This is a genomic window from Rathayibacter sp. AY1C7 (assembly GCF_002931865.1).
In the GTDB taxonomy this organism is placed as follows: domain Bacteria; phylum Actinomycetota; class Actinomycetes; order Actinomycetales; family Microbacteriaceae; genus Rathayibacter.
Map to the genome: position 1 here is coordinate 1 of NZ_PSWB01000002.1, position 15,763 is coordinate 15,763.

Below are 15,763 nucleotides of genomic sequence, written 5' to 3' on the forward strand. Positions count from 1 at the left end.
GCGGGGGCGGCGTCTAGGGGCAGTGTGCGACGGGCGGCCGCGGCGGATCGGACGCGCACGTGGTCGGGCGGAGCTGTCGGGCAGTGTCCATCGAGCCCGTGTTCGCCTCCGGTGGCGATCCTCGACCATGCGATGGACGGGGGCGCCGGCGGCTCCGAGCGGTGGTCGGGTGCGTGTGCAGCGTGCCGGGGACGCGGCCGTCAGTGCGTGGGCACCCGCTCTGGACGGATGCGCTCGGGAACGGGGACGAGCGCGTGGGTGATCGCGCTCGAGAGGGTGAAGGCGCTGGAGTCGAGGTGCGAGGAGTGCCCGAGTCGTGTCGCTTCGGAGGCGCGCTGCTTCGCTCCGGAGGCGGGCCGGATGTCTCCCGAGAGGCTGATCTCGCCGAACGCGGCGATCCCGGGCCGCAGCGGCGTGTAGGCGTGGGCGGAGGCGATGGCGACTGCGATCGCCAGGTCCGCCGCCGGCTCCATGAGCTTCACGCCGCCGACGGTCGACACGTAGACGTCGCAGCGCCGCAGGGGGATGCCCGCCTGCCGCTCGAGGACCGCGAGGATCATCGCGACCCGGGACGCGTCGACTCCGTTCGTGACGCGGCGGGGGTGCTCGCCGTCGTTCGCGATCACGAGCGCCTGGATCTCGACGGGGAGCGCGCGGCGTCCCTCCATCGCGACCGTGACGCAGATGCCCGGGGTGGGGAAGCGGGTGCGGCTGAGGAACAGACCGCTCGGGTCGGGGATCTCGGCGATGCCCTCGGCGGTCATCTCGAAGCAGCCGACCTCGTCCGTCGGGCCGAAGCGGTTCTTGAGCGAGCGGACGAAGCGCAGTGCCGTCTGCCGGTCGCCCTCGAAGTGGCAGACCACGTCGACCAGGTGCTCGAGCAGGCGCGGCCCCGCGATGGAGCCGTCCTTCGTGACGTGTCCGACGAGCACGAGGGGGAGCGCCCGCTCCTTGCAGACGCGGATGAGGGTCGCGGCGACCTCGCGGACCTGGCTGGGACCGCCGGGCAGGCCGTCGACGGTGTCGCTCGCGACCGTCTGCACCGAGTCGACGATGAGCAGGTCCGGCCGGACCTCGTCGATCTGGCCGAGCACGGTGGCGAGGTCGGTCTCGGCCGCGAGGAAGAGGCTGTCGTGCATCGCGCCGGTGCGCTCGGCTCGCATGCGCACCTGCGCGGCCGACTCCTCCGCGCTGACGTAGAGGACCCGCTGGCCCTCGGCCGCGGCGCGGCTCGCGACCTCGAGCAGGAGGGTCGACTTGCCCACGCCGGGCTCTCCCGAGAGCAGCACGACCGCGCCGGAGACGATCCCGCCGCCGAGCACGCGGTCGAGCTCGCCCACGCCGGTGGGGCGGTGCGCCGCCGACGTGGTCTCGATCTCGGTGATGGGCCGCGCGATGCGGCCGGCGGCCGGAGCCACAGCGGCGACCGCGCGGACGAGGCCGGTGCGCTCGGTGCTCTCGATCACGGAGCCCCACTGCTGGCACTCGCCGCAGCGGCCTACCCACTTCGCGGTCGTCCACCCGCACTCCGAGCAGCGGTACGGGGCGGTGCGCGTCTTCGAGGAGGCCATGAGGTCCTTTCGGGGCGGAGGAAGGGGACGAGCGCGACGCTACGGGGGACCCCCGACACCGCCGCTCGTTCGAACGTGTCTTCGACAGTACCGTCGACCACCGACGCCGCGAGCGGGGCGCGCCAGGCCGGGGGAGAGGTCTCGTGGAGGCCGCCTGTGGAGGAGCGTCGTCGCGGAGGAGCGGAGGCGGAGGATCGCGCCTCGGAGAACGACTCAGCCCCGAGCGCCGCTCCGTCGGCGTCGGACGTCTGCGGGAGACTGGGGGACATGCCCTCGACAGTGCACGTCCTCAAGTCCGGCCGCCCGCTCGGAGTCAGCTGGTCCGGCCCCGAGGGCTCAGAGCGGGTCGTCGTCCTGGCGCATCCCGCTCCCGGCTCCTCGGACTTCGACCCCGACCCGGAGGCGACCGCGCGCCACGGGGTGCGCCTGCTCTCGTTCGACCGCCCAGGCTACGGCGCTTCCTCCCTCCTGACCGACCTCGACCCCGCCGGAGCGGGCGTCGGCGCCAGCCCCGAGCAGGCCGCCGCCGACATCGCCGAGTACCTCGCGACCGTCGGCATCGCCTCCGTCAGCGTCGCCGGCTGGTCGGCGGGAGGCCGCGTGGCCCTCGCGCTCGCCGCGAACTACCCCGGCCTCGTGGAGCGCGTCGCCGTGATCGGCACGCCCGCTCCCGACAGCGCCGTGCCGTGGGTCGGCGACGAGAACCGCGCCGAGCTCGCCCGCTTGGCCGACCTCCCGCTCGACGAGGCCGTCCGCGCGCTCACCCGCACGCTCGAGGGCGCCTTCGGCCCGACCCCAGCCCCGGACGCCCTGCTCGGGATGCTCGGCTCCGGCGACGCCGACACCGCGGTGCTCGAGGCCCCCGGAGTCCGCGAGCGGCTCTCGCGCATGCTCGAGCGTGCCGCCGCCCAGGGCGCCCTCGGCATGGCCGCCGACCTCATCGGCTACGGCGTGCAGGAGTGGGGCTTCGCCGTCGAGTCCGCCGAGCCGCCCGCGCTCCTCCTCTACGGCGCCGAGGACGCGGTCGCCGGCCGCCGCCATGCCGAGTGGTACGCCGCCCGGCTGCCCGACTCCCGCCTCGAGGTCGTGCCCGGCCGCGGCCACCTGCTCGCGATCCCGGAGTGGGACCGCGTGCTCGGCTTCCTCCTCCCCGCCTGACGGCGGCCCGTCCGCTCGATTGGCGCGACTTCCGGCCGTCGCGTACACTCGACTCCGGTACCGTGTCCGAGCGGCCGAAGGAGCATGTCTCGAAAACATGTGTGGGCTTGCGTCCACCGTGGGTTCAAATCCCACCGGTACCGCCAACGAGAAGGGCCCCCCGCTTCCACGGAAGCAGGGGGCCTTCGTCGTTCTCGGCGTCGTGCGGCGGTCGCGACGTGCGGGTAAGCCGGCGCGGAGCAGCCAGGAGCCGCCGGCGCGCAGGGCCCGGTACAGGCGCCTGACCGCGTGGTCGGCCTCGGCCGAGCCGACGTCCGAGAAGGAGCCCGCCCCGCCCCAGAGCCCGAGCGCGTCGGCGGCCGCCGCCCGGACCTCTCGGCGGGTCGTCGCTCCGGCGAACAGCTCGTCGAGCCGGTCCGCGACGCGGGCCCGCGCGCCGTCCTGCTGCGACCGTGCGACGTCGCGCACCTCGGCGACGGCCGCCGTGATCTCGGCGAGCACAGCGGGGATCGTGCGGTCCATCCTCCTGAGCCTAGGAGCGCGAGCGCGAGCGCTGCGAGGCGGCGTGGGTCAGGAGCGTCGCCACGACTCCGACGAGCACGCCCAGCGCGGTCTCGAGCGCCCGGTCGCGCAGCAGCACGAGCTCGTCGACGGGGTGCGCGAGCTCGACCATGAGGATCGCGAGCGGAGTGACGAAGGCGAGGGTCAGACCGTAGTTGCGGCCGACGACGAGCTCGGCGGTCATCTGGAGGAGCACCACCACCACGATCACGGCGAGCGGCGAGAGCGGCAGGGCCAGGAGCGCGGCCGCGATCAGCACTCCGACGATCGTGCCGAGCATCCGGTGGCCCGCGCGCACGAGCCGGGCGCCCGCGTCCGCTCCCGAGACGGCTGCGACGGCGGAGACCATCGCCCAGTAGGGGTGGCCCAGGCCCGTCGCGGTCGGGATGGTGCCTGCCACCAGGACGACGGCCCCGAAGCGGAGCAGGGCGGCGCGCGTCGCCGGACGGGCCGCCGCCGCGCGGAACGAGGTGCGCCACGGCGTCGGGGCGAGGCGGCGTGCGCGGGGGAGCGCGAGACCGCTCAGGCCGACGACGAGCGAGAAGGCGGCGGAGCCCGCGGCGAGAGCGACGGCGAGCGGGATCCGCGAGGGCTCGGACGGGACGGACGCGCACGCCGTGACGGCGAAGACCGGGAACAGCGGGCCGGGCGGGTGCCAGTGCAGGGCGTCGCTGAGGTAGGCCGCCGCGACGGTCACGGCGACCACGACGGGGATGATCAGCCAGTCGCGGTGAGGAGAGAGGGAGACGACGGTGCCGAGGGTCACGGTGGTGACGAGGAACGCGGCGGCCGACAGCTGCATCAGCAGGCGCGGCCGGTGCGTGTGCTGGCGACCGTAGAGGGCCGTGAAGGCGCCGAAGGTCGCGTAGAGGGCGAGATCGGTGCGGCCGAGCGCCCAGAGGACGAGCAGCGGGACGGCGATCGAGACGCCGGCGCGCAGGGCGACGCGATGAGCGCCGGCGTGCGGGCCGAAGGCGAGGAGCTCGCGGGGGTGGGGCAGAACGGGGGTGGCGGCCATCGGGTCCTCTGATCGGGGTCCGAGCGGCGGCGGCCGGAGAAGTGTTTCACGGGTGAAGCAGATATACTTTACGTGTGAATCAGTCTGAAAGCCAGCCGGGCGACGCGGTCGACGAGATCAGGGCGGGCTGGGCGGTGCTGCGGCCCGAACTCGACACCTCCGCCGTCGACGTCGTCGGGCGGCTGATCCGCGCCTCCGCGCTGATCGTCCGGGCGACGGAGGAGCTGCTCGCCGCCCACGGGCTGACCCGCGGCGAGTTCGACGTGCTCTCCACGCTGCGTCGCGCCGGCGCTCCGCGGTCGCCGACGACCCTCCGGACGATCGCCCTCGCCTCCGCTCCCGCGATCACCAAGCGTGTGCACTCGCTGGAGCGGCGGGGCCTGGTGCGGCGCGCCGCGAACCCGGCGGACGGGCGCGGCTCGCTCATCACGCTGACTCGCGAGGGGGAGGAGCTGGTCGACCGGGCCTTCCCCGAGGTGCTCGACGCCGAGCGGGCGCTGCTCTCGGGGGTGCCCGCCGATCTGCGGGCGGAGGCGTCGCGCTCGCTCCGCGCGGTGCTCGCGAGCGTCGAGGCCGCCGCGAGCCGGTGACCCGCGTGGTGACTGCGAGGCGGCGGGCGCTCGCTACCGTGGTCCCATGCGCCTGACCTCGAGCTTCACCGTGCCGACGCGGCCGCCGGTGCTGCAGCTGGTCAAGACGGCGGCGGCCACGGTCGTCACCTGGCTCCTCGCCGGCGTCGTCTTCCCGGGGACGCTGCCCGTCTTCGGCGCGATCGCCGCGCTCCTCGTCGTCGCGCCGAGCATCAACCAGTCGTTCTCCAAGGCCCTCGAGCGCTCGGTCGGCGTCATCATCGGCGTGATCGTCGGATCAGTGATCGGCACGGTGCTCGGCGGCGAGAGCATCATCGTGCTCCTCGCGATCGTGGCCGCGATCGCCGTCGGGTGGGCCGTGCGCCTGACCCCCGCCTCCGCGGTGCAGATCCCGATCAGCGCGATGCTCGTGCTCTCGGTGGGCGCGGTCACGCCGAACTACGCGCTCGACCGCATCCTCGAGACCCTCCTCGGCGCGGCCGTCGGAGTCGTCATCAACGTGCTCATCGTCCCTCCGGTCGTGCTGGCACCGGCCGAGCGGGCGATCGGAGACCTCACCGCTCAGCTCGCCGCCGCCCTCGACGACCTCGGCGACGCCCTCCAGGCCCCCGTCCCGCGACGTCGGCTCGACGAGCTGCTCATCAACGCCCGGCTGCTGCAGACCATGCAGAGCAAGGCGGAGGAGGCGATCGCGACCGGCGAGGAGTCCCTCCGCCTCAACCCGCGCCGCTCCGCCCACCGCGACCGGCTGCTGGCCCTCGACTCCGTCGTCCCGCGGCTGGGGCGCATCGTGACCCGGGTCCGCGGCATGACGCGGACCGTGCACGACCTCTACGACGACGAGCTCGTCGGGGAGCCGACGATCGCCGACATCGCCGTCCAGCTGCACCGGGCCGCCCACGATCTGCGGCTCCTCGTGCAGTCCTCGGTCGACGTTCCCGAGCCGGAGGCGATCACCGACGAGCTGCCCGCTCTCACCGCGCCGCTCGTGATCGCGACTCCGCATCCGCAGCACTGGATCCTGCTGGGGGCGCTCGCCGAGGACCTGCGGCGCATCCGCGAGGAGATCGTCGGCGCGGAGTCCTGACGGGCGGGCGCGGAGTGGCGTCGGCGGGAGGGCTGCTCTTGCTGCGCTCGGCGTCTCACGCCGCGCGACGTGCGGGTCGTGGTGGCCTGTGGTGGTCAGCCGTCCTGCTCGCCGTCCTCCCTCGATCCGCCGCCCTCGACGAGCTCGCCGTCGCCCGCGTCCGGAGCGACCTGGTGCAGTGCCTCCGGATCGCTCGCCTCGGCGTGGAGGGTCTTGCCCTCGGCGATGAGGGAGTCGTCGTCCACGAGGATCCCGGCCAGCTCGGTGATGCGTCCCCGGAGAGCGCCGATCGGGTCCTCGGTGGGCGCGTCCTCCTCGGAGTGGTCGACCTCCGAGTCGGGGTAGCGGCGGAGGGCGGCCTCGTCCCGGTCGGGCTGCGGCGCCCGCGCGTGCTCGACGCAGAGGCGGGCGACCTCCTCCGCGTGCGCATGCATCACGGAGTGGGAGGCGTCGGGGATCTCCCAGGCCCGCGCGTGCGGCATCGACCGGGCGATCTCCTCCGCCCACTCGCGCGGAACGAGCCGGTCGAACTCGCCGCGGATGACGAGGGCGGACGCGCGGATCCGGGGGACGGTCTCCTCGATCCGGTAGTGCATCATCTCGGGCAGCACGCGGGAGAACCAGCGCGGTCCGCAGAGGAGGTAGGCGCCCGCGGCGAGGATCGCGACCTTGAGGGGCTCGCGGACGCTCGACTGGGCGAAGCGGAGCGCGGCGGTCGGGAGGCGGCGCTCGTGCCGGTTCATCACGGGTCCGAGCAGGACGATGGTGGTCAGCTCCGGACGGCGCGCGGCGAGCTCGGCCACCACCTGCGTCCCCATCGAGTGGCCGAGGACGACGGGATCGTCGAGGCCGAGCTCGTCGATGACGGCGCCGACCAGCTCGGCGTAGTCGCCGATGTCCATGCGCCGCGCGTCGATCGGGTGCGGTACGCCGCCGAAGCCCGGCAGGTCGAGAGCGTGCACCGGACCGAACTCGTTGAGCGCGGGCGCGAGGCGCTCGAAGTAGGTGGCCGCGACTCCGATCCCCGGCACGAGGACGAACGTGCGCTCGCCGTCGCGCCCCACTGTGCTCACCCGCGCCCAGACGTCTCGGTGGTGCACCCGCTGGACCGAGACGTCGGTGCTGCGGGTGCGGCGGTGCGGATCCCGCCCCCGGGAGCGCGTGGTCGCGAAGACGTCGCGGACTCCGCGCCGCAGGGTCGTGGCGAGAGTGGGGAGGAGGTCGCTCGGGCGGAGCACGGGGCCTCCTTCGATCGGGGGAGTCGGTCGCTGCGAGCCTAGGCGCTCGCCGCCGGGCTCAGATCAGCATGTCGTCCGACCTGTGGAGGATCAGGCGGGCCGGCCCGGTGTGGAGGACGCCGTTCGTCAGGGGGGCGGTGCGGACGCCGCCGCGCCTCCGCATCGCCCGGAACGCCCCGGGGGCGAGCACGACGTCCATCCAGGCGCAGGGGTTGGCCGGTCGTCCGCCCTGGAACTCGATCCGCTCCCCGCCCTGCTCGATCGCGAACGTGCGGCTGGCGAGCGCATCGACGTCGGCGCCGCGGACGAGGATGTTGCGGCGGGCGTCGGCGGGGTCGAAGGGCCCTGCGCCGAGCTCGGCGGCGATGTGCTCGAGGGTCTCGACCGCGAAGAGCGTGATCGCCGCGGGGCGGTGCGCGCGCTGGGCGAAGAAGCGGTCGCCGACGATGCCGAGGCCTGCGCGGATCTCGATCCGCTCGGGCTGCTCGTTGCCCTCGGACGGCACCGGGCCATCGGCGGGGCGGCCCTCGTAGCGGTGCAGCGGAGAGACGACGAAGCCCACGAGCTCGATCGCGGCGGCCTCCATGAGCCCACGGTACGCCGTGAGGGGGAGCAGCGGCGTCCGCCCGTCGGAGGCTCTGCGACGCGTTCCGAATTGCCAGGGAGGAATGGGCGCCCGGGCGCCACAGGAGCGTCCAGGGAGGGAGCCCTCGCTGCCGCCGCCGCCGATTCGCGGAGGGGGCTCCCGACATGTATAGTCGTACCTCGTTGCGTGAGCCTCTGGCCCACGCGATGGATTGCGCCCGTAGCTCAACGGATAGAGCATCTGACTACGGATCAGAAGGTTGGGGGTTCGAATCCCTCCGGGCGCACTCTGGTTGAGACAGAGCAGAACGGCCCGCTTCGGCGGGCCGTTCTCGTTTTAACGGTCGCGGGTTCCGGTGGGTGTCGCCGTCGGTCTCACGGAGAGCGCACGGCGACGGTACGGCCGGTCCTCCGCCTTCAAGGGCGTGTCCTCTCCACGTCGTCGACAGTGCGGGACGTCCTTGGCCCGCGAGCTCATCGGCACCCGCGATCACGCCTCGCACGCTCTGCGATCACGTGACCGGACCGCGCCGCTCGCCCCTTCCCGCGCGCCGTTTCCTCCTCCACAGCGCCCATCTCGCGCCGTTCTCCACGGATGCAGCTGCCCCTACTGCGAGGACGTCGAACCGAGCAATACTCTCCTTCCGTGGGGCTGAACGGTCGCCGCCGACGCAGTGCGCTCGGTCGGCAGAGGAGAGGACATCGGATGAGTCGAACGGAACAGTCGGGGCGGGACGAGCGCGGACGACCCCGAGCGCGGACGGCACGAGCGCTGGTCGGCACGACGGCGGGCTGCGTGCTCGTGAGCGGGCTGCTGGGCGGAGGCCTCGCGCCGCCGCCCGCCCTCGCCGCCGACGGTCCTCACACGACGATCGAGAACACCCTCCTGCAGGGAGGCGCGACGAACGCCGGCGTGACGACCGTCTCGGCCTGGGTCCAGAAGGGCGAGACGCTCCGGGTGGACCTCCACCCGCTCCAGGCGGGCTCGGGGACCGGCGAGGGCGAGACCGGCGGCGGTACCGCCCGGGTGACGGCTCCGGGCGGAGCCGTCCTCGACGAGCAGGACTTCGCGCCCGGAGCGGCGCCCTCGGTGTCCGCCGGGGGCTCGTTCGTGGCGGACGAGACCGGGGTCTTCCAGATCCGGGTGTCCGACGACGACGTGACGGCGCCGGTGAACCTCGTCTGGAGCATCGGCGTCCAGGACGCGCGGGGCGCGGCGGTCGCGGGCCGGGTGTGGTCCGAGTCCTATGCGATCCAGTCCGGGGCGAAGGAGTCCTACTCCTCGCCCGAGGAGCGGCGCTCCTCCTTCACGCTTCACGCCGTCACGGAGACGGGCGCCCGCTACGAGCTGGGGCTGCGCGGCTACGACGGAGTCGCCTCGACGGTCCAGGCCACGAACAAGGGCAATGTGAAGGTCGGGTCGTCCGATCCGTCCTACCTCTCGGTCCCCATGCCGCAGTCGAGCGAGGCGGGCGGGATCGGGGCTCAGTACGTGCAGGCGTCCGGACGCTCCGGGATCGACGGCCTGCAGACCTACAAGCTCTTCCTGGACCCGCCGTCGTCCGACCTGCCGGAGTCGATCGCTCCGGCTTACCGCGCGCCGACGATCGAGGGCCTCGCCTTCCGGCGGTCGTCCGCGGGCTCCGACGCGGGCACGCTGACGGGCGTCCTGGGGACGCAGCCGGGCACCGTCGTCGTGGACGTCGATGCGGACGGGGACGGCTCCTACGACAGCGAGCGCGACGTGCACCTCACCCGGATCGCGGGGACGACCGGTCCCTTCTCGGTCGACTGGGACGGACGGGACGCGAAGGGCGGAACCGTCGACGTGACCGACCCCGACGTCACCTTCCGCGCCTCCATCGGTCGCACGAACGAGTTCCACTTCACGCGGGTCGACGCCGAGACGTCCGCCGGCGGCGTGTCCGTCGTGCGGTCGACCGGCGGCGGCGACGACCCGTCGACGGTGCACTGGGACGACTCGCTCCTCGCCGGATCGAACTCGGAGCGGTACTCCGGCACCTCCGCGGTGACGTCCGGCGACGGCGGCACCGACTCGTCCGGCGGGGTGCACCGCTGGGAGGGCGACGACTCCGGGCGGGGCCGCGTCCCCAACGCCAACGACTCGGTGCACGGCTCCTACGGCGACCTGCGGGCGATCGACGACTGGGCCTACGGCTCGGACGGTGCGGTCGCGGTCGCACGCCTCGATCCGCTCGCGCCGCACGTGAGCATCGCGAAGACCTCGTCGGTCGACTCCGCCACTCCGCTGCTCCGCGGCGCCCGCGTGCCCTACCGGGTGACGCTGACCTCGGACGGGACCGGGGACTACTCCGACGCCGCCGTCATCGACTACCTCGACAAGGGCGTGCTCGACGACGCCGAGCTCGACGCCGTCTCCCTCCGCACCTCGCAGGGCACGGCCACGATCGACGCGGAGACGGGCCGCATCTCCTGGGCGGCCGGCAGCCTGCCGGTCGGGGCGACGGCCGAGCTGACCTTCGACGTGATCGTGACCGGCGAGGGGGACCGTGCGCTGACGAACACGGCCTGCCTCGCCGATGCGCCCTTCGCTCCCGCCTCGTCCGGCACGGGGACCGACGCGAATCCCTGCGCCACCGTCCCGCACGACATCGGCGAGGGGTCGCTCCTGATCCGGAAGACCGCGTCCCAGGCGAGCGCCGAGCACGGCGGCACGGCGGGCTTCGACATCGTCGTGGCGAACACCGGAACGGTCGACGCGACGGACGTGACCGTGACCGACGTCCCGACGCTCGACCACCTGCTCGAGGCGACCATCGAGAACGGCGCCGGAGGAACGCAGCCGGCCACGGAGCCCGTCACGGGTCTCGACATCCCCGCCGGCGGCCAGGTGTCGCTGCACGTCAGCGGCCGGGTCGCCGACGGGTACGACGCCGCGACCCTGCCCAACCGCGTCTCGATCACCCACCAGCCCGAGGGCTTCGACCCGCCGACGGTCGAGAACGCCTGCGTTGACGATGCGACGTCGTCCTGCGCCGAGATCCCGGTGCCGCCCGTCGAGGGCAGGCTCTCCATCGAGAAGACGGCGATCGGGAATCAGGTCGACCACGGCGGGCGTGCCGGGTTCCGGATCGTGGTCGCCAACGAGGGGGCTCGCCCGGCGGACGGGGTGACCCTCACCGACATCCCCGAGCTCGCGCACCTGAGCGACGTCACGATCTCCCGGGACGGCGGCCCGGCGTCGTCCGACCTGACTGTCGAGAACCTGTCTCTGGCAGCGGGAGCGTCGACGACGTTCACCGTGACCGGACGGGTCGCCGACGGCGTGGACGCGTGGACCATCCCCAACCGGGCGCGCCTGACCGAGGTCCCGGAGGGCTTCGATCCGACGACCGTCCTGCACCCGTGCGCGGACGACGGCGGAGCCAGCTGCGCCCAGGTGGCGGTGCCTCCGGTCGGACTCGTGCCGACGGTGCTCGCCTCGACGGGAGCGGCGGCCGGGCCCCTCGCGGCCGGAGCGGGCGCTCTGCTCCTGGCCGGCGGCGCCCTGACGGCGCTGCGCCGTCGCTCGACCCGCACCTCGTGAACCGGAGCCCGGGCCGCTGCAGCGCGGCCCGGGCTCCCGGACCCTCTCCTCGAAAGGCACTACTGCATGACCGAGCACGGCCTCCCGTACCGCATCACCGAGCGCTTCCCTCTCCCCGATGGACGCGTCGGCGTCAGCACCTGGTGGTCCGCCGACCCGGAGCAGCTGGAGCAGCAGCTCCGCACGCGCTCCGGACATCCGCATCCCGAGAGGGAGCCGGTCCGGAGACTGCACCTCGCGACCGCGACGATCGTGCTGATCGAGGAGCGGACCGCTGGAGGCTTCCGCCCGCTCGACCCCCACCTCCGGGCCCGCACCGATCCGCGCTGGCGCCGGGCTCTCCTGCGGTCGCGCAGGTCGGCCCGGCTCCGACGGGTCATCGGTCCGCGGGACCTGCCGAGGACGGATCCGCCGGTCGAGGTGTCAAGGCACGTCGATGCGACACGTCGAGTGTGAAGGAGGCGGGCGGAGAGCTCGGCACCTGATGCGCGGTGAGGGTCTCCTCGCAAGGACGCCGTCGGGTCAGGCGGCTTCCTCGAGGTCGTCCTCGACTGCGACGGGCGCGTCGACCGGGGCGCACGGGGGAGCCGACTCGGCTGGGGATGCCGAGGCCGCGATGCGCGAGCGCTCGAGCCCGGCGAGGAGCACGGCGAAGGCCTCCTCGAGCTCGGCGGTGTCGCGGAGCAGGACGCGCTCGCCGCTCGTCGGATCGAGGCGGACCGTCCGGTAGGCCGGGCGGGGGAGATCGGAGACCAGGGTGATGATGCCGAGGACGACGCCGCTGCGGCGGGCGCGCGCGGTCCAGCGGTTGGCGTGGGTGCGGAGAAGGATCATGACCGGGGCCGTCCTCGGTGACGTGGTGCAGGAGCGGGGGGAGGGGGGTGTCGCTGGCGGTGCGGGGATCCTCTCGAAGCTTGCTGCACGAAGGGCCACCGCTTCCTGTGCTTGACAGCAGAGCCGAGCAGCGGTCACCGGCGCCGGGCGGCCGCCGCGGCGTGCAGGGCCCGCAGGAACTCGGGGACGACCGGGTTCCCGGTGTCGCGGGCGAGCACACCGATCTCACGGCTCGCGCCCGGATCGTCGATCGGGATCTCGCGGACGTCGTCGTCGACCGAGGACGGGCTCGGCGGCAGGATCGTGAGTCCGAGGCCGGCTGCCGCGAGTCCTCGGGCGGCGCGGTAGTCGCCGACCTCGAACGCCGGCACCGGGTCGCGGCCGTCCACGGCGAGCAGGCGCCGGGCCGACTCGTGGAGGCCGTAGCCGGGCGCCAGCATGATCAGGTCGAGGCCGCGGAGGTCCTCGACCGTGACCGAGCGCCGCGAGGCCAGCGGATGACGAGGGTCCACGACCGCGAGGAGAGGCTCCGAGTAGAGGGTCGTCGTGGTGGTGCCGGGGAGATCGGGCGGATCCCCGACGATCGCCAGCTCGGACTCGCCCTCCGCCACGGCCCGCAGGCAGAGCGCTCGGGAGCCGTGCCGGAGCCCGAAGCCGACCTGCGGCCAGCGGCGGCGGAACCGGCGGATCACATCCGGCACGAAGCTCTCCCCGAGGAGCGTCTGGAAGGCGAGGTCGATCCGGCCGTGCTCCACGTCGCCCGCCTGCCGCACCTCCGCGAGGCCGGCGCGGATCACCGACATGCCGTCCTGAGCGGCCTCGGCGAGACGGGTCCCCGCCTCCGTCAGCACCACCCCGCGGCCCTCCCGGCGGACCAGGGGAGTGCCGACCAGAGCGGACAGCCGGGCGAGCGACCGGCTCGCGGTCGGCTGCGGGATCCCGAGCTCGGCTGCCGCCGCCGTGACGCTCCCGGTCTGGGCGACCGCGACGAGCAGGGGCAGGAGGCGGAGGGTCGCGGGCCAGTCGTCGGACACTCCACCACCCTAGATCCAGACATGACCAGAACGCATGAACAGGACGAGAAAGGGCATTAGTGATGCACCCGCAGGCGGTCTACCGTCGGAATCATGAGCACCGCCGCACGCACCCGACCGATGCGCGCAGCGGCGCCCTTCTCGCAGCGGCGGCTGACCATCGCCCTCCTCGCCGCCGGGGTCGCGACCTTCGCCGAGCTCTACGCCGTGCAGAGCGTCCTCCCGCAGCTCGCGCGGGAATGGGCCCTCGCCCCGTCCGACGCCGCGCTCACCGTCTCGGCCGCGACCCTCGGACTGGCGCTCTCGGTGCTGCCGTGGGCCTCGGTGGCCGAGCGCATCGGACGGCTCGAATCCATGCGGATCGCTGTCCTCACGTCCGTGGTCCTGGCGCTGCTCGCCTGCGTCGCCCCGACCTTCGAGCTCCTGCTCGTCCTGCGCTTCCTCGGGGGAGCGGCACTGGGTGCCGTCCCGGCGCTCGCCGTCGCGGCGATCCACGACCGGGTCGGAGGCGCCGGAGCGACGGCCGCCGCGACCGCCTACGTCTCCGGGACCACGATCGGCGGTGCCGCCGGACGACTGCTCGCCGGACCGCTCGCGGCGGCGCTCGGATGGCGCGGCGCACTGCTCGTCGTGACGGCCGTCTGCGCGGCGGCGGCGATCGTCTTCGCCGTGCTCGCGCCCCGGGGCGGCGGCGCGCGCGAGGCTGCTCCCGGCGGCTGGCGAGGGAAGACGGCGCAGGTGCTCCGCGATCCGATGCTCGTCGCGATCGCGCTGCAGACGTTCCTCGCGGTCGGCGTGTTCGTCGCGGTCTACAACTACCTGGCGTTCCGGCTCGAGGCGCCGCCGTTCGCGCTGGCGCCCGCGCTCGTCTCCCTCCTCTTCGCCGCCTACCTCGCGGGAACCGTCTCCTCCCGGCTCGCGGGGAGATGGGGGCCGCGGATCGGTCCCCGCCTCGTCATGCGGATCGGCGTCGCCCTGATGATCGTCGGACTGCTGGTGATGCTCGCCGAGAACGTCGCCGTGGTGATCGCCGGACTCCTCGTCTTCACGGCCGGCTTCTTCGCCCTGCACGCGACCGGCGCCGCCTGGACGGGAGCGCGCGCGGCTCCGGCACTCCGCGGGCACGCCGGCGCGGTCTACACGATCGCCTTCTACGCGGGCTCGGCCGCCGGCGGCTGGCTCCTCGGCCTGGCCGTCGGATCCGGTGGCTGGCCGGCGCTGACGGCGGTGACGATCGGCCTGCTGCTGGTCGGAGCGGGGATCGTCAGCCTCCCGTCGCGCACCACCGCGGCCGGGCGCTGAACCCCCGCCTCCGCCGACCGCACCCCGAGCTCCGCCCGACACCTCCCCGCAGCGGGCGAGGTGCGACATGATGGCCCGACTGCACGAAGCGGGGGACGGCATGGCGCGGAGCACCGGAGCGGACGGCTCCCCACGCGAGAGCGGCGGGACGGACGAGGGCGGCACCGACCCGCGCTACCACGCGGGCTTCCAGCGCGGCTACGACGGACGCGGCGCCGAGCGGCGCGGCAGCGGCGAGGAGCGCCTCCGCTCCCCGTTCCTGTCGGGCGGGGCTGCGGGCACCGGGCGATCGGCTGTCCGGCGAGGTGGCGGGTCCGCTCCCGATCAGGAGGACGTGCGATCGGTCGGCGGCCCGACGGGCTCCCGAGCCTCCGGCCGACGGACGGCTCCGGAGCGCGAGAGATCGGCGGTGCGGGCCGTCCCGACACCCGCGGAGCCGACCGCGCCCCGACCCGCAGAGCCGACAGTCCCACTCCCGACCGAGCCGACCGTCCCGCTTCCCGCCGAACCCGACCCCGCTCCCGGCGACGCGGCACCCGACTCCGGTGACCGCCGCGACGCGACCGACGCCGACCCCCGCCCCGCTGTCTCCACTCGCCGCATCGCCGGAGCCCTGGGGGTCGTCGGCGCCGTGAGCGTCCTCGTCGGACTCCTCGCCCTCTGGAACAGCTCCCACAGCTGGTACGACTACTCGCCGTCGCAGAGCGCCTTCGGGCCCGAGCAGTACCTCCGCGTGCTCAGCGACAACGCGATCGGACCGTTCCTCACCGTCGGCCTGATCGCCCTCGGCCTGGCGGTCGTGGTGCCGCTGCTGAAGGCTCCCCGCCGATGAAGCGGGTCCGCCTGCTCTGGGCCGCCGCCATCGCGGTCACCGTCGTCCTCTGGGCCGCAGTGCTCGCGCTCCCGGTCGTGGTCCTCCTGCTGCCGAACCAGTACCAGGGCGATTCGATCACGGTCCCGCCGGAGCTCTACGTGCGGCAGGCGCTCGCGATGGTCGCGCCGCCGCTCCAGACCGCCGCCCTGGTGATGCTGGGAGCGCTGATCGTCGTCGCGGTCGCGCGGCGCCCGCCGGCGAAGGCCCGTACGACGGACGCGGCGAGCGGCTGGGACGACGCCGTGCTCCTCGACCCGGACGGCCGCGAGCAGCGCGGGACGGGCCCCGCAGGCCGCTGAGCATCCGCTGCTGCGTCGGAATCCACTCGCTCCTCCCCGGTCGG

General features: G+C 74.0%; 13 protein-coding genes and 2 tRNA genes. 9 read left to right on the forward strand and 6 right to left on the reverse strand.

All coding sequences use genetic code 11. The features are described 5' to 3' along the window. Positions 1-200: 200 nt before the first annotated feature. The gene (gene radA, locus C5C69_RS00960) at positions 201-1,571 is read right to left on the reverse strand and encodes a DNA repair protein RadA (RefSeq protein WP_104224086.1); all 1,371 of its coding nucleotides are present in this window, start codon (positions 1,569-1,571) and stop codon (positions 201-203) included. A 267-nt stretch (positions 1,572-1,838) separates the two neighbouring features. On the opposite strand from radA, the gene C5C69_RS00965 reads away from it, so the two are divergent. Together C5C69_RS00965 and C5C69_RS00970 are read left to right on the forward strand one after the other, a co-directional pair. Next, positions 1,839-2,729, forward strand: a complete 891-nt coding sequence (locus C5C69_RS00965; protein WP_104233500.1) for an alpha/beta fold hydrolase — start codon at positions 1,839-1,841, stop codon at positions 2,727-2,729. A gap of 56 nt (positions 2,730-2,785) precedes the next feature. Further along, positions 2,786-2,875 (forward strand) — tRNA-Ser (locus C5C69_RS00970). Positions 2,876-3,261: 386 nt separating this feature from the next. On the opposite strand, the gene C5C69_RS00975 is transcribed toward C5C69_RS00970, so the two are convergent. Beyond that, positions 3,262-4,308, reverse strand: coding sequence for an FUSC family protein (locus C5C69_RS00975; RefSeq protein ID WP_104233499.1), 1,047 nt, complete (start codon positions 4,306-4,308; stop codon positions 3,262-3,264). Positions 4,309-4,382: 74 nt separating this feature from the next. Here C5C69_RS00975 and C5C69_RS00980 point away from each other — a divergent pair, with 74 nt between their 5' ends. Continuing rightward, entirely contained in the window at positions 4,383-4,898 is a 516-nt protein-coding gene (locus C5C69_RS00980) for a MarR family winged helix-turn-helix transcriptional regulator (protein WP_104233498.1), read from the forward strand. A 46-nt stretch (positions 4,899-4,944) separates the two neighbouring features. Continuing rightward, positions 4,945-5,985, forward strand: coding sequence for an aromatic acid exporter family protein (locus C5C69_RS00985; protein WP_104225996.1), 1,041 nt, complete (start codon positions 4,945-4,947; stop codon positions 5,983-5,985). 95 nt (positions 5,986-6,080) lie between these two features. On the opposite strand, the gene C5C69_RS00990 is transcribed toward C5C69_RS00985, so the two are convergent. Together C5C69_RS00990 and C5C69_RS00995 are read right to left on the reverse strand one after the other, a co-directional pair. Further along, positions 6,081-7,223 carry an alpha/beta fold hydrolase gene (locus C5C69_RS00990; protein ID WP_104339728.1) on the reverse strand — a complete coding sequence of 381 codons (1,143 nt, stop codon included), beginning with the start codon at positions 7,221-7,223 and terminating at the stop codon, positions 6,081-6,083. Positions 7,224-7,281: 58 nt separating this feature from the next. Then, positions 7,282-7,809, reverse strand: coding sequence for an MOSC domain-containing protein (locus C5C69_RS00995; protein WP_104257103.1), 528 nt, complete (start codon positions 7,807-7,809; stop codon positions 7,282-7,284). 213 nt (positions 7,810-8,022) lie between these two features. On the opposite strand from C5C69_RS00995, the gene C5C69_RS01000 reads away from it, so the two are divergent. Both C5C69_RS01000 and C5C69_RS01005 read left to right on the forward strand, forming a co-directional pair. Continuing rightward, positions 8,023-8,095, forward strand: a tRNA-Arg gene (locus C5C69_RS01000). 419 nt (positions 8,096-8,514) lie between these two features. Continuing rightward, positions 8,515-11,376 carry a DUF11 domain-containing protein gene (locus C5C69_RS01005; protein ID WP_146080908.1) on the forward strand — a complete coding sequence of 954 codons (2,862 nt, stop codon included), beginning with the start codon at positions 8,515-8,517 and terminating at the stop codon, positions 11,374-11,376. A gap of 522 nt (positions 11,377-11,898) precedes the next feature. On the opposite strand, the gene C5C69_RS01015 is transcribed toward C5C69_RS01005, so the two are convergent. Next, complete coding sequence (locus C5C69_RS01015) at positions 11,899-12,210, reverse strand: hypothetical protein (RefSeq protein WP_104233493.1); 312 nt, start codon at positions 12,208-12,210, stop codon at positions 11,899-11,901. Positions 12,211-12,344: 134 nt separating this feature from the next. Next, a complete protein-coding gene (locus C5C69_RS01020; RefSeq protein ID WP_104233492.1) occupies positions 12,345-13,244 on the reverse strand; it encodes a LysR family transcriptional regulator in 900 nt (299 codons plus the stop codon). A 93-nt stretch (positions 13,245-13,337) separates the two neighbouring features. Here C5C69_RS01020 and C5C69_RS01025 point away from each other — a divergent pair, with 93 nt between their 5' ends. From C5C69_RS01025 to C5C69_RS01035, 3 genes are all read left to right on the forward strand, one after another. After that, positions 13,338-14,546, forward strand: a complete 1,209-nt coding sequence (locus C5C69_RS01025) for an MFS transporter (protein ID WP_104233491.1) — start codon at positions 13,338-13,340, stop codon at positions 14,544-14,546. A 70-nt stretch (positions 14,547-14,616) separates the two neighbouring features. Then, on the forward strand, positions 14,617-15,378 hold the full coding sequence (locus C5C69_RS01030) for a hypothetical protein (protein ID WP_181067809.1): 762 nt from the start codon (positions 14,617-14,619) through the stop codon (positions 15,376-15,378). Next, positions 15,375-15,719, forward strand: coding sequence for a hypothetical protein (locus C5C69_RS01035; RefSeq protein WP_104233489.1), 345 nt, complete (start codon positions 15,375-15,377; stop codon positions 15,717-15,719). The genes C5C69_RS01030 and C5C69_RS01035 overlap by 4 nt, the downstream gene beginning before the upstream one ends. The last annotated feature ends 44 nt before the right edge of the window (positions 15,720-15,763 follow it).

What these genes read in the sequence shown, in the direction of transcription:
- radA (WP_104224086.1), bottom strand. Translation starts at nt 1,571, where the DNA reads ATGGCCTCCTCGAAGACGCGCACCGCCCCGTACCGCTGCTCGGAGTGC.
- C5C69_RS00975 (WP_104233499.1), bottom strand. Translation starts at nt 4,308, where the DNA reads ATGGCCGCCACCCCCGTTCTGCCCCACCCCCGCGAGCTCCTCGCCTTC.
- C5C69_RS01005 (WP_146080908.1), top strand. Translation starts at nt 8,515, where the DNA reads ATGAGTCGAACGGAACAGTCGGGGCGGGACGAGCGCGGACGACCCCGA.
- C5C69_RS01035 (WP_104233489.1), top strand. Translation starts at nt 15,375, where the DNA reads ATGAAGCGGGTCCGCCTGCTCTGGGCCGCCGCCATCGCGGTCACCGTC.
- C5C69_RS01030 (WP_181067809.1), top strand. Translation starts at nt 14,617, where the DNA reads ATGGCCCGACTGCACGAAGCGGGGGACGGCATGGCGCGGAGCACCGGA.
- C5C69_RS00995 (WP_104257103.1), bottom strand. Translation starts at nt 7,809, where the DNA reads ATGGAGGCCGCCGCGATCGAGCTCGTGGGCTTCGTCGTCTCTCCGCTG.
- C5C69_RS01015 (WP_104233493.1), bottom strand. Translation starts at nt 12,210, where the DNA reads ATGATCCTTCTCCGCACCCACGCCAACCGCTGGACCGCGCGCGCCCGC.
- C5C69_RS01025 (WP_104233491.1), top strand. Translation starts at nt 13,338, where the DNA reads ATGAGCACCGCCGCACGCACCCGACCGATGCGCGCAGCGGCGCCCTTC.
- C5C69_RS00985 (WP_104225996.1), top strand. Translation starts at nt 4,945, where the DNA reads ATGCGCCTGACCTCGAGCTTCACCGTGCCGACGCGGCCGCCGGTGCTG.
- C5C69_RS00965 (WP_104233500.1), top strand. Translation starts at nt 1,839, where the DNA reads ATGCCCTCGACAGTGCACGTCCTCAAGTCCGGCCGCCCGCTCGGAGTC.